Genomic DNA, 19,818 nt, shown 5'->3' on the forward strand with positions numbered 1-19,818 from the left:
GGTCGCGCGACTCGTGAAGCCGCTGCTGACCGTCATCGCGGGACCGACCGCCTCGGGCAAGACGGGGCTCGCCGTGGAGCTCGCTCGCCGAGCCGGAGGCGAGATCGTGAACGCGGACTCGCAGCAGGTGTACCGGTTCTTCGACATCGGCACGGCCAAGCCGTCGCTGGAGGAGATGGCCGCTGTACCCCATCACCTCATCTCGGTAGTGGATCCGAGCGAGGCCTTCTCGGCAGCGGAGTACCAGCGCCGGGCGGATGCAGCGATCGCGGACATCGCGTCTCGGGAGAAGCCGGTGTTCCTCGTGGGAGGTACGGGCCTCTACCTGCGAATCCTGCTGCACGGAGTCGTGGAGGCGCCTGGGGCCGATCCCGCGCTCCGGGCCTCTCTAGAGGCACTGGCGGCCGCCGAGGGCCGGGAAGCCGTGCACCGCAAGCTCGCGGAAGTAGACCCCGAGACAGCGGCCAGGCTGCCGACGCAGGATCTGGTCCGCACGATTCGTGCGCTGGAGATCCATGCGCAGACGGGCATCCCCGCCTCACAGTGGCGCCGGGAGCACGGCTTCGCGCCGGACCGGTATGCGTTCCGGATGTTCGTCCTGGAGCCACCGCGCGAGCATCTCTACGAGACGATCAACGCCCGCACGGAAGCCATGTTCGCACGAGGCCTGGTGGAAGAGACACGGGAGCTACTGGCGCGCGGGTACGCGGATGCCGCGCCCATGAGGAGCGTGGGGTACGTGCAGGCGAGAGCGGTGGTCGAAGGGCGGATGACGCAGGAACAGGCCATCCAGGACACGGCGCAAGAGACGCGCCGCTACGCCAAGCGCCAGCTCACGTGGTTCCGCAAGGAGGCAGGTGCCGTGCACGTACCTCCGCCCTACGACGCCCTTCGCAATCTCTGAGGCGCCTCGCGTCAGGAAGCGTAGCGGCCAGACTCCTCGTCGAGGGTGCTCTCCTGGACCCGAGCGGGCGGGGAAGCCGAGGCCGTGAACTCGTGCCCCATCAACAGCCGGAGCAGCCGAGCCGGCTCCACGGGCTTGGGCAGGAAGGCCTCGGCACCGGCCTCGAGGGCTCGCTGCCGCACGTGCGGCCGGTTCAGACCGCTCATCACCACGACCCGGGTGTGCCGGGTGAGCGGATGTTGCTTGAGGCCCTCGCACAGCCGCAGCCCGTCCACCCAGTGGAGCACCACGTCCAGCAAGATGGCCGTGGGCGGGCGTCGCGCCACCGCGCAGAACAGCGCCAACTCGTCCGCGAACGAGACCACCGTCGCGCCCGTGGACTCCAGCAACTGCGTCATGGCCTCGCGAGCTTCGTCATCGTCATCCACGACGTAATAGAGGTCTGGCTCCAGCCGGGGAATGGTTGCGGGGACCGGCTCGACCGCCGTCCTGAGCCATGAGCCCATCACCTCGCGCAGGCCTGCCCAGCGCGCGGAGGCCAGCAGCGCCAGCGGAGTCGGGGCCGCGAGCCCGAGGACTCCACCGCTGTAGACTCCACCCACCGATCCGCGCTTCCGCGCCGCCAGGAACGCCTCGGGGGCCCTGCGGCCCGCGCGCCTCAGCCACGCGATGGATCGAGCCCCCGCCGCCGCGTCCTCCATCAGCTCGGCGAGTCCCTCCCGGACGTACCGGCGCTCCAGACCGGCGAGTTCCAAGCCTCCATCCAGCAGCCCCACCGCGGCGCGGCTGCAGGTGGCCAGCGTCTCCGACAAACCGATCTGCAGCGGATGCCCGAGCGCCGCGGGCCCCACGACGACCTGACCCGGAGCCACCAGCGAGCGGCCGGGCCCGAAGGGCAGCCGGGTCGTCTCCAGCGCCGTTACCTCGATACCTTCCTCCAGGAGCCCATCCCGCGCCGCCATCATCAGCACCTGGCACAGATCGGCCGGAGTCACCGCAGGCCCGAAGGCGAGCGCGTACACCGAGTGCAAGGTAGGCAGCAGGAACAGTCCATCCACCGTCGGCAGGGGAGCGATCCAGAGCCGGGCCAGCGGGGAGAGCGTCAGCCGCGAAGTTCCCTGCCGCAACCGGGCCTGCACCGCGGCCACCGTGGGGGCTGCGCGGAACCCCGGGAAGAACGAATCCCCGAGCGAGCTACCTGCCCCCGTGGCCAGAGCCGCCGCGTGGAAGCGCTCGCCGCCCCCCTGGGCCCGGACCACCAGTGGGCCACTGTCCCGCACCGGAGCCGGAGCATCCGGAGCCGGAGGCTGGCGCTCCACGCGATCGACATGGCGGTGAACGAATCGGGCGCCCTGAGCGGTGGCGGCGGTGACCATCGCCTCGCGAACGATCGCCAGTCCGCCCAGTCCCTGCGGCCAGCCATCCACCACCCACAGGCCACCCGGAGGAGTGGGCAGCAACTCACGGCGCCCCTGAGCCAGGATCTCCACGCCGCGAAGTTCGAGCGAGCGCCACTCCATGGGCACCCGGCATCCCAGCGCGGCCAGGCGAGAGCGGCACTCGGGTGTCAGCACTACCGGAGGCTGAACGCTCTCCGGCTCGCCGTGAGAGTACACGCGCACATCCAGTGCAACCCCGCGAGCGCGGCCGTTGAAGAGCAGGGAGGCGGCCAGTCCCGCGCCGGCAATCCCGCCACCGATCACCGCCACCCTCGAGCCGCTCACCAACCTGCTTCCACTCATCCGCACCCTCGCTCGCCCTTTGATTCGTCTGCTCGCCACACCGCTTCAGTGCCGCGCCACCGCCGGAGGAGGAGCCCCCATGGAGGCTCCGTACACCACCACCCGATCGCGGCCCTCGCGCTTGGCCACATAGAGCGCCGCATCCGCCGCCTTCAGCAGCGCATCCGTATTCTCTCGAGGCGTGGTCTGCGAATGGTCCGCGATGCCCACGCTCACGCTCAACCCGAAGGGCGCCGGCCGCCCGTCACTGCGCTGCACGGTGACATTGCGCAGTCCGGCGCGGATGCGCTCGGCGAAGGCAGCCGCCTCGATGGCCGTCTGGTGCGGCAGCAGGGCGACGAACTCATCCCCGCCAAAGCGGGCCGCGAAGTCGGACTCGCGCAGGTTGCTCTTGAGGTGCGAGGCGAGCGCCAGGATTGCCCGGTTGCCCACGTCGTGGCCCATCCCGTCATTGATGGCCTTGAGGTGGTCCAGATCGATCACCACCACGGACAACGGATACTGGTAGCGGTTGGCGCGGCGGAACTCTTCTTCCATGCGCAGGGTGAGCGCGCGGAAGTTAGCCAGGCCGGTGAGCGCATCCGTCTGGGCCAGGACGCGGAGCCGGTGCTGGTGCTCGCTCTGACGCAGCGCACGGTCGATGCGCGCCAGCAATTCGCGAGCGCTGGCTGGCTTGTGGATGAAGTCCACCGCGCCCATCTCAAGGCACCGTTCCAGGGTGGCCTCGTCCGTGTCGCCGGTGAGGAAGATGACGGGCACGGCATCCGTGCGCACATCCCCCTGGAGTGTCTCCAGCACGGACAATCCGTCACCGCTGGGAAGGAAGCGATCCAGGAGGATCAGGTCTGGCCCATGCTCTCGAGCCAGCTCCACGCCGGCCTCGGCATCGGCCGCGGCCAGCACTTCGAACTTCGACACCAACAAATCCGAGAGACTGTCTCGAACACCCGCATCGTCCTCGATGATGAGGATGAGGGCCCGCTCACTGCCACGGCCGCGCCGTTCCATGCAACGCTCCGCTGCGCACGCCTGCCCTGGAATGGCAGGCCGAAGATCTCGAGCGCCACGCCCCATGAAGTGCTCCTGACGCCCTTGCGCCCCTCGCGCTTCCTGCTCCGCCGCCCGGTACTGCGAGCACTCGCTGTCAGCCGCAACCTTCACCCGAGACCTCCGGCTGCCAAGTCCGTTCCGTCTCTTTTTCAGCGCCCCTTCCTGGCAGGGAGGCGCATGGAGGACGGAGGAGCAAGCCGTGTGCCCTGGGGCAAACCCGGCGGCCGGAGTTATTTCGGGCGGTTGCGGTGACTGCTACAACTCACGTTGTACTCGCCCGGAAGACCTTCCAGCGTGGGAACTCGCGATGCGGTAGGAATTCCCGTACGCCGGAGAACGGATGGGGGCGGAACGTGCTGCCCTAACGTCGATTAATGAACTGCACGCGGCGGCCGCCGCCCCCCTGAGGGATCATCGGAGGCGCCTCGAGCCCGAACTGCCACCAGGTGGGCTCGTACGGCTTCATCTTCAGCCGCTTGTCGTTCTGCAGCTGGGTGAGGCTGGCCTTGAGCTTCTCGTCGGTGGGGTTGATCTCCACGGCGCGCGCCAGCACGCGCAGCGCCTTGTCCCGCTCCTTGATCTGCACGAGGCACCAGGCATAGGCGGCCCAGATGACCGCATCCTTCTTGCCCGTCTTCACGGCGGCCTCGAAGGAGGCCTCCATCCCCGTGTAGTTCTTTCGCTGGTAGTGAAGGGCGCCCTCCATGGCCTTGGCCATGTAGTTGCGGGGGCCGCTCTGGGCGAAGTGGGCCTGGGCTCCATCCAGGTCCTTCACCATGTACTTGAGCATGCCGATCTGGGCGTGGATCTCGGGGCCGACCATGATCTGCCACTTGTCGTAGACCAGCCCCTGCTCGAGCGTCTTCACGGCGCGCTCGACCTTCTGCTGGGCATCCTTCTGATTGGTCGCCTGGGTGGCGAACTCCTTCTGGACGGAGTCCATGAGCAGTTGGATCCGGTTGGCCACCCGGCGAGCCAGGAGGATGAAGGTGCCGACGAAGGCGAGCAGGCCGGGGATGATGCCGGCCCAGATGGGGAAGCCCGCCAGCTTGGTGGCCAGGACGATGGCGATCCCGACGCCCAGTGAGATGAGAAGGTTGTACATGCGCGGTCCCTCTAGCCATTTGGGGGCGAGGCCGCAATCTCCGGGTGCATAGGAGCGTCAGGCGCGCTATACGTCTGCCGGGTTTTCTGGAGCCAAGCAGGGCCCTCTGTCGAAATTGGTAGACGAGGCGGACTCAAAATCCGCTGCGGCTGACCCCGCGTCCCGGTTCGAGTCCGGGGAGGGCCACTCCGGTAGTCAGTCAGTGCGCGTCGCGCGGCCCACGAGGGCGCGCCCGAGGACGGAGCCTCCACGGCCCGTCCCACGGGGAGGAGCCGGATGAAGGTGCTGGTGGCCGAGGACGACGCGAGCCTGCGCGAGGGCATGAGCGATGTGCTCATGGAGCTGGCGGAGGTTCGGCCGGTCGACTCGGTGGATGCGGCGCTGAAGGCCCTCCAGCAGGAGCGTTTCGCGCTGGTGCTGACGGACCTCCGCCTTGCGGGCAAGGGGCAGGGGGGTCGGAGCATCCTGGAGGCGGCGCGGAGGAAGCTGCTCCCGGCGGCCATTGTCAGCGCGGCGACGCCGGAGGATCTCCAGCGGGCGTTGCAGCCAATCGAGCCGGATGCGCTGCTGGCCAAGCCTTTTCAGCTCGAGGACATGATGGCGCTCGTCGAGCGCTTCCTGGGGCTGTGCGGAGACGTGGAGCGGCTGTCGAAGGAGCGTCCGCCCGAGTCGGGCTGGGTGGAGGAGGCCGCGGGAGTGCAGATCCTCCGAGTTCCAGGTGGCGGTTCCAATCAGGGGTTGACCTGGATCCGCCTCCAGCCGGGAGCGAGCTACTCCTGGTCGCACCACCGGGGTCGTGCGGGGGTCTGGGTGGTGGAAGGATCTCTAGAGGTAGAGGGCGAGCGGCGGGAGGCTCCGCTCTATCTCTTCCTGTCCTCGGGAGATCTCCCCACGGTGAAGGCCGCGCAGGGCTGCCTGGCGGTGTCGCTGGCGATGAAGGGCTGAGGAGTTCGGGGACATCCGCTCGTGAGTTCGCTCTGGCCCACTCCTTTAGATCCCGCGAGTCTGGGGCGCCCGTCACGGCGGGCGGCCACGGCTGCCATCGAGGCGCATATCGCCGTGCTGCGCGGAGAGCCCTTGAAGGCCTCGCTGGCCACGGCGCTACGGGAGGCGGGAGGCCTGGGAGGCCAGGAGCGGCGCTTCACGGCGCTGGCGGTGCGAGAGTTGTCGCGGCATCAGCGCCTGCTGGATCTGGCGGCTCGGACGCTCGGCCATCCTCCGGGCAAGTTGGGGCTGACTGAGGATCAGGCGCTCGTGAGGTATGCGCTCTGGCGGCGGATCTTCTGTGGAGAGGGCTGGAGCCGGATTGGCCCCGAGGTGAAGTTGCCAGGGCCGGTGAGGCCGCGGACTATCAAGGATGATCTGCTCGCTCGGGTGGTGGAGGAGCCCCTGCCGGAGCCTCCGCAGCCAGAGACGGCCACCGAGCGCTTCGCCATCCGCTACTCGTTCCCGACCTGGCTGGTGGAGCGGCTGGCGACGCTGCACTCGGAGCCGGTCCTGGAGGGATTGCTCGCCGCGCTCGATGAGGAACCCGCGCTGCACTTCCGGGTCCGTCCCTCGGGGACGCGGGCGGAGGTGCTGGCGCAACTGATCGAGGAGGGTGTGGCCGCCGAGCCGGTGGACCTGGCCCCGGATGCCCTGCGGATCGCGGACTCGAGCCACCGCGTCTTCGAGACCAAGGTCATGAAGACGGGCCGCCTGCAGGTGCAGGACGTGGGCAGCCAGCTGATCGCCGAGGTGTGCCGTCCCCCCGAGGGTTCGCTGGAGGGCCTCACGGTCGCGGATGTCTGCGCCGGGGCTGGCGGCAAGACGCTGGCGCTGGCGGACATGGTGGGATCCTCGGGCCGGGTGCTGGCGGGCGATCGCTCCCGGCGACGACTGGCACAGGCCCGCGAGCGGGTGAGGGACCTCTCGGTCCGCAACGTGTCCTTTCCCCACCCGTTGCCGCTGGGCGGGGTGGACGTGCTGCTGGTGGATGCCCCGTGCAGTGGAACGGGCTCGCTGGGCCGGGAGCCGGATCAGAAGTGGAAGCTCAACCCGAAGGCGATCACGGACTTCCAGTCCACCCAGCTCGAACTCCTGGAGGAAGTCGGCCGCGAGGCCCGGCCCGGGGCGCTCATCGTCTACGCGACCTGCTCGCTGCTCCCCGAGGAGAACGACACCGTGGTGGAGCGCTTCCTGGAGAAGCAGCCGGGCTTCGTGTTGGAGCCTGTGGCCCCCGTACTGGGAGCGGAGCGAGCCTCGGTGCTCTGCGACGGCCCGTACCTGCGGCCGATTCCCCCACGCGTTCCGGGCGGGGGCTTCTTCGCTGCACGACTGCGCAAGCTCCAGGGTTGACAGTGCCCAACGGCACACGCTACGGACACTCCTGTCAGTTCTTCCGGGGGTAGCCCGCCTTGGCAGATGCGAAGCAGCCGGACGTGATGAAGCAGATTCAGCAGGCGTTCCAGACTGCCCAGTCGCAGCTGGCGCAGCTTCGCGAGCAGGTGACGCGGACGGAGGAGTTGGCCCGGTTGAACTCGCGGGGCAACTCGCTGCAGATGGAGAAGGACAAGGCGCTGCGCGAGTTGGGCGAGGCGGTGTGGCGGATGGTGCAGAAGGGCAAGCTGGAGCTGCCTTCCTCGCTCGCTCCGGTAGTGAAGTCGGTGGAGGTGGCCGAGCAGCGAGCAGCAGCTCACGCGGCCGAGATCACCGACATCCTCCAGGAAGGAGAGGCGGTGGCGGCGCGGTTGAAGGGAAAAAACGACGGGAAGGTGCAAACTCCACTAGCACCCAAACCGAAAAGGAAGTAGAAGGGCGCCGCTTTCGACGTTGGCCGCTCCCCAGAGCGGCGGCGGGACAGAATTTTGGGGCTATAGCTCAGCTGGGAGAGCGCTTGAATGGCATTCAAGAGGTCACCGGTTCGATCCCGGTTAGCTCCACAAAGAAGCCCTCCGAGGAGAAATCCTCGGGGGGCTTCGGCTTTTTGGCGCACTCCCACGAGCGGGCTCAGCCCTCGTCTTCGGATTCGCCTTCCGGCCCGCCCTCATCCTCCGCGAGGATCCGGTAGAGCGCGCGGCGTGCCTCGACGAGCACCTTGCGTGCCTCGGCGGCCTGCGCGGCATTGCCTCCGGATTGGACCTGCATCGCGGCCGAGCCGATGCTCCGCATGAGGTTCATGATGTCGAGGAAGCCTTCGGCTCCGGCCTGGTTCATCTGCTCCCAGGGGGCGGCGACTTCCTCGCGGTGCTCCTTCACGTAGGTCTGGCCCTTGTCGGTGAGCATGAACACGCGGCCGCCGCCCGACTCCTGGACCTTCACCAGCCCTTCATCCTCCAACTGCTGCAGGGCGGGGTAGACCGAGCCTGGGCTGGGACGCCACAGGCCCTGGCTGCGCTGCTCGAGCTCCTGCATGATCTGGTAGCCGTTGCGAGGCTGCTCCGCGAGCAGCGCGAGGATCCCCGCGCGCACGTCTCCGCGCCGGGCCCGAGGACCCGGACGGAAGCGATCCCACGGGAAGCCGCCTCGCCCGAACGGAGGGCCGAAGCCGAAGGGCCCACCCGGCCCCCCTCGTCCACCGTGTCCACGACGGCCGCCCATCGCCATCCGCTCGTGGATGGCGCGCTCGTCGATCCCGGGGCCCTCGAAGGGGCCAGCGCCAGGACGACCAAAGAAATTCCAGAAAGGTCCTCGATGCATGTGTGTCTCCTCTCGCGGATCGTTAGCTCGCGATAGGTAAACGATATATCGAGATAGCACGAAGTCAATAGGGCCTGGAGAGCGAGCCCAGGGGAGGAGGCTGGCTTCCCCGCCCGCAACGCAAACGGCCGGGCCCCTGGAGAGGAGCACCGGCCGTTCGGGAGCGAGGACGCTCGAGTTCGGGTCTACGCCTTGCTGGCGAAGATGTTCATCACGTCCTTGAGCAGCTTGATGGACTCGTCGCGCGGGCGCTGGAAGGCGTTGCGGCCCATGATGGAGCCGAAGCCGCCACCCTGGTGGATCTGCTTGATCTCCTCGAGGAGTGCAGGCGTCTCCTTGGCCTCGCCGCCCGAGAAGATGACGATGCGCTTGCCGTTGAACGCCGAGCGCACCACCTCGCGAATGCGGTCGGTCATCGTCTTGGTGGCGATGCCGGCCTTCTCGAAGGCCTTCTTGGCCTCGGGCTGCTCGATGACGTCCTGGGGCGGCTTCACCTTGATGATGTGCGCGCCGAGCTGAGCGCTGATCTGCGCCGCATAGGCGATCACGTCGATGGCCGTCTCACCCTCCTTGGACATGTTGCCGCGGGCATAGGCCCAGAGGATGGTGGGCAGGCCGTAGGACTTGGCCTCGGCGATGATGTCGCGCAGGTCCTGGTACTGCTCGTTGCGAGCGCCCGAGCCTGGATAGATGGTGTAGCCGACGGCCGCGCAGCCCAGGCGAACGGCGTCCTTCACGGAGGACGTCACCGCGGACATGGGGTTGGCCACCTTGGCCAGCGTGTCCGAGTTGTTCACCTTGAGGACGAGGGGAATCTCGCCCATGTACTTGCCGGCCACGGCCTCGAGGAAGCCGAGCGGCGCCGCGTACGCGTTGCAGCCCGAGTCGATGGCGAGCTGGATGTGATAGTCGGGATCGTAGCCTGCGGGGTTGGGCCCGAAGGAGCGCGCGGGGCCGTGCTCGAAGCCCTGGTCCACCGGGAGGATGACGAGCTTGCCGGTACCGGCGAGCGTGCCGGTGTTCAGCAGGCGGGCCAGGTTGGTGAGAGTGCCCGGGCTGTCGGACGGGTACCACGAGAGGATCTGCTTCACGCGATCGGTGTAGGCCATACGGCTCCTTGGTCACGGGGCCACGGCCACGGAGGCCGGCCCGGTCGGGGACGGGCGCGGATTGTGCTTCTCGCCCCGTAGAGCGCAAGGAGATCCGGCGAAAAAGTGTCAGCGCCCACACGGCCCCAGGCCCCTGGGGTTCGGAATGCTCCCCGCGGGCTGCCAGGAAACATAAAGAAGCGGTGACGAGGCCCTCACGAAGATGGATGCTGCTCCGCCGCGGTTCGTGCGAGCAGGCAGGGCCGCGAACGAGGATCATCGGTGAAACGGACAGGGCTCGGACGACTCGTGGGAGTAGGGCTGGCGCTCGCGGCCAGCACAGCGATGGCGCAGGGGATTCCTGGAGGTGCGCAGGGCGCGCCCTCTCCAGTGGGGCCAGGGACTTCGGCTCCAGCGGGGCAGGGGACTTCGGTTCCGGTAGGGCAGGGGGCCTCGGTTCCAGTGCCCGGAACGCAGGGGGGACAGGGAGCAACGCCCCAGGCGCAGGACGCGGCAGCCCAGGACGCGGTTCGCCCCGCGGAGCAACAGGCGCAAGTGACGGAGGGAGCACACACGCCAGTGAAGACTCCGCTCACGCTCGCGCAGTTGGTGGAGCGGGCGCGGCGATCGGACGCACGGGTGGAGGAGGCCGAGGCGGAGTTGCACCGGCTTCAGGCGCTCCAGCGGCAGGCCCACTGGGCATGGTTCCCCAAGTTCGAGACGGTGGTGGGCTTCGGCGGCCCCACTCCCGAGGCTCACAACGATGGGCTCGGCGGGCCACCGACGACGGAGGCGACGCTGGAGGGAGACTGGAACTTCGGCACGTTGGGCGTGACGTTCCGTGCCGAGGTCAACGCCCTGCTGCCTATCTACACCTTCGGCAAGCTCTCGGCGCTGGCGAAGGCCGGGGATCAGGGGCCCATCATCGGCGCGGCGCTGCGGGAGCGGGCTCGCGACGAGGCCGGCTTCCAGGCGGCACAGGCATTCTACAGCTATCAACTCGCGCGCTCGGGGCTTGCGCAGATCGAGTCCGTGGGCAAGCAACTGGATGACGCCGGCAAGCGCATCAACGACATGCTCCAGGAGCAGTCCGAGCAGGTGTCGAAGTCGGACACGTACAAGGTGAACTTCTTCCGGCAGGTGGTGGCGGCCCAGCGCAGTGTGGCGGAGCAGGGCCGAGTCCTCGCGCTGGCGGCGATCCGGTTGCTGGCGGGAGCCCAGGCCGACGAGTCGCTGGAGATCGCCGCGGTGGACCTGCCGCTGGAGGAGGATTACACGCCTCCCACGTTGGAGAAGACCCTCGCGGTGGCGGATCAACGCCGGCCAGAGCTGACGGCCATCCAGGCGGGCATCGCCGCGCGCGAGCAGGAGGTCCTCATCCGCGAGCGTTCCTACTATCCAGATCTCGGGATCATCGGCTTTGCCCGGTACGCGTACACCACCAACGCGACGCCGCAGAGGACTCCCTTCGCCTACGATCCCTACAACGACCGGAGCGTAGGCATCGGCCTCGCCGCGCGAGGCACCTTCGACATCCCCGTGAAGAACGCGCAGCTTGCTCAGGCTCGCGCGGAGCTGGACAAGCTCAAGGCCCAGCAGCGGCTGCTCCAGTCGGCCATCCACCTGGAGGTGACGAAGGTGCACAGCGATCTGCTGTCCGCGCTCGCTCGCGCCAAGGCCTACTCCGATGCGGAGAAGAATGCCCGGCGCTGGGCCACCGCCGCCTACGCCGCTTTCGATCTGGGCACGGGCGACACCCGAGAGCTGATGGATTCCTTCCAGGCGCTCGCCCAGGCTTCGACCGAAAAGTCGAAGGGATGGTTCGATGTCCGTGTGGGAATAGCGGCGCTGAACCGCGTCACCGGCACACCCCCGGCGGGGCCGTGAATAACAGCCTGCCTCCTCCTGTCGTCTCTTCCGACATCCACACTTGGAGATTCGAAAACGATGCTCGCACCTTTGATTGCCGCCACGCTGCTCGCTGCTGCTCCCGCGACACCTCTCGACACCGTCAAGGCGGGTAACGCGGACGTCCAGAAGGCCGCCAACGCGCCTGGCGCCACCGTCGATCAGCTCGCCGCAGTCGTGGAGAAGTTCGTCGACTTCGAGGAGCTCGCCAAGCGAGCGCTCGGGAAGCACTGGGGTGAGCTCAAGCCCGCCCAGCAGAAGGAATTCGCGGAGACGATGAAGGGGCTACTGCGCGCCTCCTACGCCCAGAAGGCCATCGGTCAGGCCAATGCCGACGTGAAGTACGGCAAGGAGACCATCAAGGGCGACGAGGCCACCGTCAACACCACCATCACCGTGAAGAAGGACCAGATTCCCGTCGACTACCGGCTCTACAAGACGGCAGGCAAGGGCAGCAGCTGGCGCATCTTCGACGTTGTCACGGACGAGGTCTCCCTCGTGGAGACGTACGCCGGCCAGTTCAGCAAGCTGTGGGACACCAAGGGCTACGAGGGCCTGCTCTCCACCCTGAAGGCCAAGCGGGCGCAGCTGGAGAAGAACGCCGCCAACACCAAGGCTTCGGATGTGAGCGCCAACGGTGAAGCGGCTGCGAGCACGGGCGCCGCCGATGTGAAAGCTCCCGCAGGCCAGAGCGCGCCGGCCGGCAAGAAGTAGCAGTAACCGTCAGTGCCCTGAGGCCCGAGACTCGCGGCCCAGGGCGCTGACCAGTCCCTGTGCGAGTTGAATGGCAGGAGTGAAGCCCAGCTCCTTCTCCGCTCGCTCCGAGGAGCAGGTCCACGCGGGGAAGGCCATCTCGCGGACCTTGTCCCGGTTGAGGATGGGGATGGTTCCCCGCACGCGCGCGGCGATCTCCGAGCCCAGCCCCACCACGTAGCTGACCGTCTCGGGCACCGGCACCACCGTGGGCTTCGCGCGGCCCATGGCCTGCGTGAGCGCCACGCAGAAGTCCTCCCAGCGGTGCTCGGCTCCGTCCGAGACCATGTACACGCCGACCGTCGCGTCGTCCGTGCGCAGCGTCTGGCCTCGCGTGGTGGCCGCCAGCAGCGCGGTGCAGAGATCATCCACGTGGATCAGGGAGTAGTGCTTGGGGCCGAAGCCGCTCTTGAGCATCACTCCGAGCCGCGCCATGGGCAGCATGGACGGCAGGAACTCCGAATCCCCCGGCCCGTACACGATGGGCGGACGGACGATCACGGCCGGAACCTTGTCAGCGAACTCGCGCACGGCCTGCTCACCGCCCAGCTTGCTGCGGCCGTACAGCGAGACGGGAGCAGGGGGCTCCTCCTCGCGCCGGGGACGCCCCGGAATCGAGGGCCCCGCGGCCGCCAGGGACGAGCAGTACACGAGCCGAGGCGGGGAGGGGAGCTCCGCCATGGCCTTCACCAGCCGCCGGGTGCCCTCGGCGTTGCCTTGGAAGTAGCCCTCGGGCCCGCGCGCCTTGGTGACGCCAGCCAGGTGGATGACGCAGTCCACGCCCTTCACGGCCTCGACGAGGCCCTCGCCGGTGAGTAGATCGCCCACCGCGCAGCGCGCCTTGAGCTCATCCAGCACACCGCGCTTGGACGTCTTCCGCACGAGCGCGGTGAGGGTGTCACCCCGCTCGACGATGCGGCGCGCGAGCCGCTGGCCGATGAACCCGGTGCTTCCAGTGAGAAGGATGTGCACGATGGAGCTCCCGGCTCAGAGCGCGCGCTCGAAGATGCGGTGCGTCTTGGAGCGCTTGCCGCCCATGGACTCGATCGCCCGGTTCACGAGGTGGTTGTCCTCGAGCGTCCAGGAGATCTCTCCGCCCTCGTACCCGAGCTGGTGCGCGATGCGCAGCGTGTCCAGATACAGGATGGCGTCGATGCCCCGGCGACGGTAGCCCTCCTTGATGCCGAGGGTGATCAGGCGCAGCCGGCGGATCTTCTTCAAGGCCAGCAGCATCTTCGCCAGCCCGATCGGGAGCCCGAAGGTGGTGAGCCGTCCGCCAGCAGCCTTGAAGGCCACGTTGGCGTCCGGGATCGTCATGGAGAAGGCCACCGGTTCGCCCTTCACCTCGGCGATCATCAGCAGCTCCGGCCGGACGATCTGCTTCAGATCCCTCGCGAGGTGATCGAACTCATGCTCCGTCATCGGAACGAAGCCCCAGTTCTTCTCCCAAGCCGCGTTGTAGATGTTCTTGATGAGGGTCACTTCCTCATCGAATTTCTTCAGGTTGACCGAGCGTACGGTGATGCCCTCCCGCTGGCGCATCTTCTCCGCGATGCGCGCCACCTTCTCTGGCGGCTGAGCCGAGGAGGACAGCTCGAAGGACCAGAGATCCTTGGCCTTGGTGAAGCCGTTGGCCTCGATCAGCGCGGCGTAATAGGGCGGGTTGTACGTCGTCATGATCGCCGGGGGCGTGGTGAACCCGTCCACCAGCAACCCGCACTCGTGGTTGGTGGAGAAGTTCATCGGCCCGATGACCTTGGTGAAGCCCTTGGTGCGCAGCCACTCTGAAGCCGCGTCGAACAGGACCCGAGCCACACCGGCGTCATTGATGCACTCGAAGAGGCCGAAGAAGCCCTCGTTGGTGCCGTGGAACTCGTTGTAGTGCGGATCCTTGATCGCCGCGATGCGGCCCACCACCTGGCCGTTGCGCCGCGCGAGGAACAGCTCCACCTCGGCGAACTCGAAGAAGGGGTTCTTCTTCGGGTCGAGGAAGTCCTTGCGCTCCATCTCCAGGGGCGGCACCCAGTTCGGGTCCCCTTGATAGATGGGGTAGGTCATGCGGACGAAGGCGGTCTTGTCCCCGCCGCTCCGCACGGGTGCCACCGTCACATCGGGAGGCACGGCGGGAAGGGAGACGACGGTCGATGACTCGGCGGGGAGGGCCATGTGAGGCTAGTTCCTTTCGGCCTGGTTGGCGTTGTGATCGTGGCCGTTGCGCATGAAGAAGTTGGCGCCCTTCTCCAGCAGCAGCCCCGTCAGCTCGCCCCGCTTCTCCCACAGGCGCATGGAGGCTCCGGGCAGCTTGCGCAGGTCCGCCGGCTGCAGATTGGCCGCGCGCCAGGTGAGCTGCTCCACGGCGTCGAAGAGCTTGCCGGCCATCTCGCGCGAGGACATGCGCGAGAGCGTGTCCAGCGTGAAGCTGTTGGGCTGGATGCCGTTGCCCACGGAGGTGGCAGCCCACTTCTCGGAGGCCTTGTTGGAGCGCACGCCGGTGCCCGGCCGGGCGATCTTCACCGGCTCGTACACGGTGGGGCGCGTCTCGGGGATCACGTCCATGCGCCGGCCGATCTTCTCGAAGGTGTCCAGCACCCGGTCCAGCTGCGCGTCCGTGTGCGTGGCCATGAAGCTGGTGCGGATGAGCGCGTGGCCGGCCTCGACGGCCGGAGGAATCACGGGGTTGGCGAACACGCCCGCCTCGTGCAGGGCCTTCCAGAAGCGGAAGCACTTCACCTGGTCGCCGATGTGCACCGGCACCACCGGCGTCACCGACACGCCCGTGTCGAAGCCCATGGCCCGGAAGCCGTTGTGCATCTTCTCGGCGATGTCCAGCAGGCGCGCGCGACGCTCCGGCTCGGACTCGATGATCTCCAAGGCCTTGAGCGCCGACGCGATGGAGGCCGGCGTCATGGACGCCGAGAAGATCACCGAGCGCGCCTTGTGACGAATGTAGTTGATGACCTCGAAGGGGCCCGCCAGCACGCCGCCCAGCGACGCGAAGCTCTTGGAGAACGTCCCCATCGTCAGGTCCGTCTCCGCCTCGAGCCCGAAGTACTCAGGTACGCCGCGGCCCTTCTCGCCCAGCACTCCCATGGAGTGGGCATCATCCGTCATCACCCGGGCGTTGTACTTCTTCGCCAGCTCGACGATGCGCGGCAGGTTGCAGATGTCTCCCTCCATGGAGAAGACACCGTCGGTGACGATGATCTTGCCCGCGTCGGGATCGGCCGCCGCGAGCAATTGCTCCAGGTGGTCCGTGTCGTTGTGACGAAACTTGCGCTCGGTGGCGAAGCCGAGGCGGATGCCGTCCACGAGCGAGGCGTGGTTCTGCCGATCGGTGAAGACGATGTCGTGCCGGCCCAGGATGGAGGAGAGCGCCAGGTTCGTCTGGAAGCCGGTGGAGATGACGAGCGCGGACTCGCGGTTGAGGAACTTCGCCAGCTTCGTCTCGAGTTCCTCGTGCAGCGCCAGGGTGCCGTTGAGCAGTCGCGAGCCGGAACAGGTGGTGCCGAACTTCTCGACCGCCTTGATGGCCGCTTCCTTCACGCGCGGATCCGCGGACAGGCCCAGGTAGTTGTTCGAGCCCACCATGATGACGCGGCGGCCTTCAATCTCGACCTCCGTCGCCCCGTGGGAGGCCTCGATGGACCGGAAGTACGGATACAGGCCCGTGGCCTTCGCGATGCGGTAGTCCTTCCAGTTACTGCACTTGTCGAAGACGTCGCTCATGGTGGTCCTTCTGTCTGCGTCGTGGGGATCCTGGAGCGGACTCGGGGCGCACATGGGGTTTCCAGATGCATCCCGGCCAGAGGCACCTGGTGCTGCGTGCGACCTCCTAGGGGCGACGCGGGGGCCGTGAATAAAGAGGCTTGCCAGGACTGTCAAGGCGCGAACCTTCGCGGGTATGGCAGCCGTGTCAGGGTATGGCCCATGGACATGAAGCTCGGAGCCCCTTACCAACACAACCCGTGAACTCGATCTTCCGAGGGAATCGAGTGTAAGTGCTGCGGTGTGGCTGGGGGGGGACTGGGGTCAGAAGCACCCAGGAAGGGCGTGAACACTGGATTTGTTGATGAGGCCCTGACAGATATGTGGCCGGAAGTTTGCTTTCGCCGGCCGGGCAAGGTGGAGCCAGGTGAACAATCTGAGGCAGCGGTGGTTCGAGCGGTTCATGCAGGCAGCCCTCAGGCGGCCGTGGTGGCTTCTGGCGTTGTTCACGCTGCTGGGGCTGGGCGGAGCGTTGCTGGCGTCACGGCTGGAGTTCCGAGGCTCCTTCGTGGAGTTGCTGCCCGAGGGTGCGCGCGAGGTGCAGGATCTGACGCGCGTGTCGCAGAAGGCGGGCGGAGACGGGTACCTGGTGTTGCGAGCCCAGGGCGCCGCGCCCGAGCAACTGCGCGCCTATGCCCAGGAGCTGCAGGGCCGCCTCGAGAAGCTGCCGCAGATCCGCTACGTGGAACACCACTTCGACGTGGGTTTCTTTCTTCACAACGGCCTGCTGCTTCAGCCCGCCGAGCGCCTCCATGAGCTGTACACGGATCTCTCGGCGCGGGTGCGCTACGAGGAGCGGCAGGCCAACCCGTTCTACGTAGAGCTGGTGAAGACGCAGCAGGTGCCGCCCACCTTCGAGGAGATCGAGCACAAGTACCTGCCCGAGTCTCCGGTGCGTGAGGATCTGGCCTCGGCGGACGGCAAGGAAGTGTACCTCTTCATCAAGCCGGCCGGGACGGCAGCGGACCTGGACTTCGCGCGGAAGTTCGTGGACGACTCGAAGGCCATGGCCGTGGAGGTGGCCCAGCGCTATCCGGGCGTCGTGGTGGACGCGACGGGCAACTTCCAGAGCCGCATCGAAGAGGACGCGGTGATGCGGAGGGACCTGTCCAACGCGGGCCTCCTGTCCGCGGCGTTGGCGGTGGCGCTCATCCTCCTGGCCACGCGGCGCGTGTCGGCGCTGGCGGTGGTGGGCCTGCCGGTGATGGTGGGGGTGCTGCTCACGTTCGCGTTCGCGCAGGTGGCCATTGGCCACCTCAACGTGGTGACGGGCTTCCTGGTGGCGATCCTGATCGGTCTGGGCATCGAGTACGGCGTGCACCTGGCCATGCGCTATTGGGAGGAGCGGCAGCATCAGGATGTGCACGGTGCGCTCTCCGAGGCGGTGAGGGGCACGTTCGCCGGCGCGCTGACTTCGGCCATCACCAACGCGGCTGCGTTCCTCGTGCTGCTGCTGGCGCAGTTCCATGCGTTCCAGCAGTTCGGGTTGTTGGCCGGCATGGGCGTGATGCTGGCGGTGCTCGCCGCGTATGGAATGGGGCCGGCACTGCTGTCCATTGCCGAGCGCCTTCGGCCCTTCCGCCGCCAGACGGCGGGCGAGGCGTCGCCCGCGAGCGCTCCGCACTCCAGTCCTCGGGAGGGCATGGGGCCGCGCTGGCCTACGGGCTTGGTGGTGGGGGTCGCGCTGGCGGTGGTGGCCTTCGCGGGGTTCTCGGCCTTCATGGCGCCCCGGCTCGGCTTCGAGACGGACATGCGCAAGCTGAAGGGGGATTCGCCCTCCTCGCGCTTGGACGATCACATCACCGCGCAGCTCGGCACGCCGCTCAATCCCGCGATCCTCCTGGTGGACAACCTGGAGCAGGCCCGGACGGTGCGGCAGGTCATCTCCGATGTCCAGGAGCGGCACGGCGCGGATTCCGTGTTCCTGCGCTCGGCGTCGCTCGTCGATTTGATCCCCACGGACGTGCAGCGCCGTCAGCAGGAACTCGACAACATGAGAGTGCTGCTGGCCAAGCTACCCGATGAGTTCCTGGCCGATCCTCGCGTGAAGAGCTTCCAGGCGATGTTGGATGCGAAGCCCTACGGGCTCGAGCAGTTGCCGGTCGAGGCTCGTCGGCGTTTCGAGGCGCTGGATGGCAAGGGGATGTTCCTGCTGCTGTTCCCGTCCGTGTCCAACTACGACACGCGGGATCTGCACCGGTGGGCCACGCAGCTCGACGAGGTGGTGGAGGGGGCGCGGGCGAAGGGGATTGATCTGTCGGTGCTGGACAGCAACCGCATCGCGTCGCGCATCTTCTCGCTGGTGCGCGGGGACGGCCCGTTCATCCTGGCAGCGGCGGCGGTGGTGGTGTTCCTGGCCATCTTCGCCAGCCTGCGCAGCTTCAAGCGGGCGCTGCTCGTCGCGGGGCCGCTGTTCCTAGGCATGGTGTGCCTGGCCGGCGGCATGTATCTGTTCGACGTGCAGCTCAACTTCATCAACGCCGTGGTGCTGCCCAACCTGCTGGCCATCGCGGTGGACAACTCCGTGCACCTCTTCCATCGCTATGAAGAGGAGGGGCCGGGCTCGCTGGGCCATGTCGTGCGGCACACGGGCCTGGCGGCGGTGGTGGCCACGCTCTCCAACGCCGCGGGTTACGGCGCTCTGTTGGTGGCCAGCCATCAGGGATTGCGCTCAATTGGACAGATTGCACTCCTGGGGGTCGTGTGCACCTTCCTGGGAACGACAGTGTTCTTCCCAGCGCTGCTAGCGTTGATCGAGCGTTGGAAGTTCCGCAAGGGAGCAGGGGCAGGAGAGGAAGCCGTGGTGCGGAGCCTGGACATTGGCGTGGAGAAAGAGCCCGCCTCGGAGTCTGTGGAACGGAAGACCGCATGAGTCCCTGGTCCATCGAGAGCTTGAGGTTGCTCGACGGTCGACGGAAGGTGCGTCTCAAGGCCGTGGACATCGTCATTGTCTTTGCCTGCTCGCTCGCCGCCCTGGCGCTCGTGGGGCCGGCGCGCTGGGCGCCTGGGGCGACGCAGTCCGCGATGGGCTTCACCTTGTTCGCCATGGGGCCGCTGGTGCTCCGGACGTTGGAGGAGGCCTGGCCTCGAAGGCGGCTGCTGCGCTGGGTGAGTGACTTCTGGCTGCTGCCGGTGATCATGATCGGCCACGAACTGCTCAACCCGCTCGTGGATGCTTTCTCCCCGGTGCTGAGGGACGCCCAGCTTGCGATGCTGGATGAGCGGTTGTTCGGTCTCCAGGTCTCGGTGCTGGTCTCGAACGCGGTGCCCCCCTGGCTGATGGACGTGCTGATGGTCTGCTACTACGGCCACTTCGTCTGGGGGCTGGTATTGGGGGTGGTGCTGTACCTCCACAAGCGCATCGCCGCGTTCGATGAGTTCCTGACGGCGCTCAGCCTGTTCTTCGCGCTGGGCTACGCGGCTTACATCGTGGTGCCGGCCATCGGTCCTCGGTTCTTCCTGTTGGACGCGTTCCCCGGGCAGCTCACGGGCGTCATCACGACCTCGTTCCTGGACTCGCTGATGCGCACGCCCGTCTTCGTCCGGGACTGCTTCCCCTCGGGTCACACGGGCGCCACGCTCGTGGTGCTCTTCTATTCGTTCCGGTTCTCGCGACGCGTGTTCTGGGTCATGTTGGGCCCGGGCGTTGGGCTCATCGTGGCGACGTTGGCGGGGCGCTTCCACTACGCCACGGACCTGGTGGCCGTACTGCCCCTGGTGGTGTTCGTCGTCGGGGTCTCCATGGCCTTCTCCCGGGTGGGAAGCCGCCGCCGAGGCTTTGCGACCGAGCGTTCCGTGCCCATGGACGCTATCGTGCGCCCCTAG

At 67.5% G+C, this 19,818-nt stretch carries 16 protein-coding genes and 2 tRNA genes; 10 read left to right on the forward strand and 8 right to left on the reverse strand.

Annotation, left to right across the window (positions count from 1 at the left end; all coding sequences use genetic code 11):
- Positions 1-13 precede the first annotated feature (13 nt).
- Complete coding sequence (miaA, locus tag KY501_RS12445) at positions 14-904, forward strand: tRNA (adenosine(37)-N6)-dimethylallyltransferase MiaA (RefSeq protein WP_224363096.1); 891 nt, start codon at positions 14-16, stop codon at positions 902-904.
- Positions 905-915: 11 nt separating this feature from the next.
- Here the strand turns inward: miaA and KY501_RS12450 are convergent, their stop codons facing one another.
- The 3 genes from KY501_RS12450 to KY501_RS12460 form a co-directional block, all read right to left on the reverse strand.
- Positions 916-2,646, reverse strand: a complete 1,731-nt coding sequence (locus KY501_RS12450) for a response regulator (protein WP_224363097.1) — start codon at positions 2,644-2,646, stop codon at positions 916-918.
- A gap of 45 nt (positions 2,647-2,691) precedes the next feature.
- Positions 2,692-3,654: a diguanylate cyclase gene (locus KY501_RS12455; RefSeq protein ID WP_224363098.1), complete on the reverse strand. Its 963-nt coding sequence runs from the start codon at positions 3,652-3,654 to the stop codon at positions 2,692-2,694.
- 403 nt (positions 3,655-4,057) lie between these two features.
- Positions 4,058-4,801: a tetratricopeptide repeat protein gene (locus KY501_RS12460; RefSeq protein WP_224363099.1), complete on the reverse strand. Its 744-nt coding sequence runs from the start codon at positions 4,799-4,801 to the stop codon at positions 4,058-4,060.
- Between the two features lie 100 nt (positions 4,802-4,901).
- Here KY501_RS12460 and KY501_RS12465 point away from each other — a divergent pair.
- The 5 genes from KY501_RS12465 to KY501_RS12485 all read left to right on the forward strand — a co-directional run bounded on the left by KY501_RS12465 (position 4,902) and on the right by KY501_RS12485 (position 7,722).
- Positions 4,902-4,987: transfer RNA gene (locus tag KY501_RS12465), tRNA-Leu, on the forward strand.
- Between the two features lie 90 nt (positions 4,988-5,077).
- Positions 5,078-5,746: a response regulator gene (locus KY501_RS12470; protein WP_224363100.1), complete on the forward strand. Its 669-nt coding sequence runs from the start codon at positions 5,078-5,080 to the stop codon at positions 5,744-5,746.
- Positions 5,747-5,767: 21 nt separating this feature from the next.
- A complete protein-coding gene (locus tag KY501_RS12475) occupies positions 5,768-7,138 on the forward strand; it encodes an RsmB/NOP family class I SAM-dependent RNA methyltransferase (protein WP_224363101.1) in 1,371 nt (456 codons plus the stop codon).
- Positions 7,139-7,224: 86 nt separating this feature from the next.
- Positions 7,225-7,593: a hypothetical protein gene (locus KY501_RS12480; protein ID WP_224363395.1), complete on the forward strand. Its 369-nt coding sequence runs from the start codon at positions 7,225-7,227 to the stop codon at positions 7,591-7,593.
- Between the two features lie 56 nt (positions 7,594-7,649).
- Positions 7,650-7,722 (forward strand) — tRNA-Ala (locus tag KY501_RS12485).
- Positions 7,723-7,789: 67 nt separating this feature from the next.
- Here the strand turns inward: KY501_RS12485 and KY501_RS12490 are convergent.
- Entirely contained in the window at positions 7,790-8,479 is a 690-nt protein-coding gene (locus KY501_RS12490) for a PadR family transcriptional regulator (protein WP_224363102.1), read from the reverse strand.
- 185 nt (positions 8,480-8,664) lie between these two features.
- Positions 8,665-9,588, reverse strand: coding sequence for a class I fructose-bisphosphate aldolase (locus tag KY501_RS12495; RefSeq protein WP_224363103.1), 924 nt, complete (start codon positions 9,586-9,588; stop codon positions 8,665-8,667).
- A gap of 324 nt (positions 9,589-9,912) precedes the next feature.
- Between KY501_RS12495 and KY501_RS12500 the strand changes: the two genes are divergently transcribed.
- Both KY501_RS12500 and KY501_RS12505 read left to right on the forward strand, forming a co-directional pair.
- A complete protein-coding gene (locus KY501_RS12500) occupies positions 9,913-11,454 on the forward strand; it encodes a TolC family protein (RefSeq protein WP_255636503.1) in 1,542 nt (513 codons plus the stop codon).
- Positions 11,455-11,514: 60 nt separating this feature from the next.
- Positions 11,515-12,189 (forward strand): MlaC/ttg2D family ABC transporter substrate-binding protein, encoded by a 675-nt coding sequence (locus KY501_RS12505; protein WP_224363105.1) that lies wholly within the window; start codon positions 11,515-11,517, stop codon positions 12,187-12,189.
- 9 nt (positions 12,190-12,198) lie between these two features.
- Here KY501_RS12505 and KY501_RS12510 read toward each other — a convergent pair whose 3' ends face one another.
- From KY501_RS12510 to KY501_RS12520, 3 genes are read right to left on the reverse strand one after another with little or no spacing between them, the layout of a single operon-like run.
- Positions 12,199-13,200: an NAD-dependent epimerase/dehydratase family protein gene (locus tag KY501_RS12510; RefSeq protein WP_224363106.1), complete on the reverse strand. Its 1,002-nt coding sequence runs from the start codon at positions 13,198-13,200 to the stop codon at positions 12,199-12,201.
- A gap of 15 nt (positions 13,201-13,215) precedes the next feature.
- On the reverse strand, positions 13,216-14,394 hold the full coding sequence (locus tag KY501_RS12515; protein ID WP_224363107.1) for an N-acetyltransferase: 1,179 nt from the start codon (positions 14,392-14,394) through the stop codon (positions 13,216-13,218).
- A gap of 6 nt (positions 14,395-14,400) precedes the next feature.
- Entirely contained in the window at positions 14,401-15,954 is a 1,554-nt protein-coding gene (locus KY501_RS12520; RefSeq protein WP_224363108.1) for an aminotransferase class I/II-fold pyridoxal phosphate-dependent enzyme, read from the reverse strand.
- A gap of 442 nt (positions 15,955-16,396) precedes the next feature.
- Between KY501_RS12520 and KY501_RS12525 the strand changes: the two genes are divergently transcribed.
- Positions 16,397-18,865 (forward strand): efflux RND transporter permease subunit, encoded by a 2,469-nt coding sequence (locus KY501_RS12525; RefSeq protein WP_224363396.1) that lies wholly within the window; start codon positions 16,397-16,399, stop codon positions 18,863-18,865.
- Positions 18,862-19,818, forward strand: a complete 957-nt coding sequence (locus tag KY501_RS12530) for a phosphatase PAP2 family protein (RefSeq protein WP_224363109.1) — start codon at positions 18,862-18,864, stop codon at positions 19,816-19,818. The genes KY501_RS12525 and KY501_RS12530 overlap by 4 nt, the downstream gene beginning before the upstream one ends.

Source organism: Hyalangium versicolor (assembly GCF_020103695.1).
GTDB classification, from domain to species: domain Bacteria; phylum Myxococcota; class Myxococcia; order Myxococcales; family Myxococcaceae; genus Hyalangium; species Hyalangium versicolor.

Bases quoted from the DNA above. Each gene is read 5' to 3' on its own strand.
- KY501_RS12495 (WP_224363103.1), bottom strand. From the start codon at position 9,588: ATGGCCTACACCGATCGCGTGAAGCAGATCCTCTCGTGGTACCCGTCC.
- KY501_RS12520 (WP_224363108.1), bottom strand. From the start codon at position 15,954: ATGAGCGACGTCTTCGACAAGTGCAGTAACTGGAAGGACTACCGCATC.
- KY501_RS12480 (WP_224363395.1), top strand. From the start codon at position 7,225: ATGAAGCAGATTCAGCAGGCGTTCCAGACTGCCCAGTCGCAGCTGGCG.
- KY501_RS12525 (WP_224363396.1), top strand. From the start codon at position 16,397: ATGCAGGCAGCCCTCAGGCGGCCGTGGTGGCTTCTGGCGTTGTTCACG.
- KY501_RS12515 (WP_224363107.1), bottom strand. From the start codon at position 14,394: ATGGCCCTCCCCGCCGAGTCATCGACCGTCGTCTCCCTTCCCGCCGTG.
- KY501_RS12470 (WP_224363100.1), top strand. From the start codon at position 5,078: ATGAAGGTGCTGGTGGCCGAGGACGACGCGAGCCTGCGCGAGGGCATG.
- KY501_RS12460 (WP_224363099.1), bottom strand. From the start codon at position 4,801: ATGTACAACCTTCTCATCTCACTGGGCGTCGGGATCGCCATCGTCCTG.
- KY501_RS12450 (WP_224363097.1), bottom strand. From the start codon at position 2,646: ATGAGTGGAAGCAGGTTGGTGAGCGGCTCGAGGGTGGCGGTGATCGGT.
- KY501_RS12530 (WP_224363109.1), top strand. From the start codon at position 18,862: ATGAGTCCCTGGTCCATCGAGAGCTTGAGGTTGCTCGACGGTCGACGG.
- KY501_RS12500 (WP_255636503.1), top strand. From the start codon at position 9,913: ATGGCGCAGGGGATTCCTGGAGGTGCGCAGGGCGCGCCCTCTCCAGTG.
- KY501_RS12455 (WP_224363098.1), bottom strand. From the start codon at position 3,654: ATGGAACGGCGCGGCCGTGGCAGTGAGCGGGCCCTCATCCTCATCATC.
- KY501_RS12505 (WP_224363105.1), top strand. From the start codon at position 11,515: ATGCTCGCACCTTTGATTGCCGCCACGCTGCTCGCTGCTGCTCCCGCG.
- KY501_RS12490 (WP_224363102.1), bottom strand. From the start codon at position 8,479: ATGCATCGAGGACCTTTCTGGAATTTCTTTGGTCGTCCTGGCGCTGGC.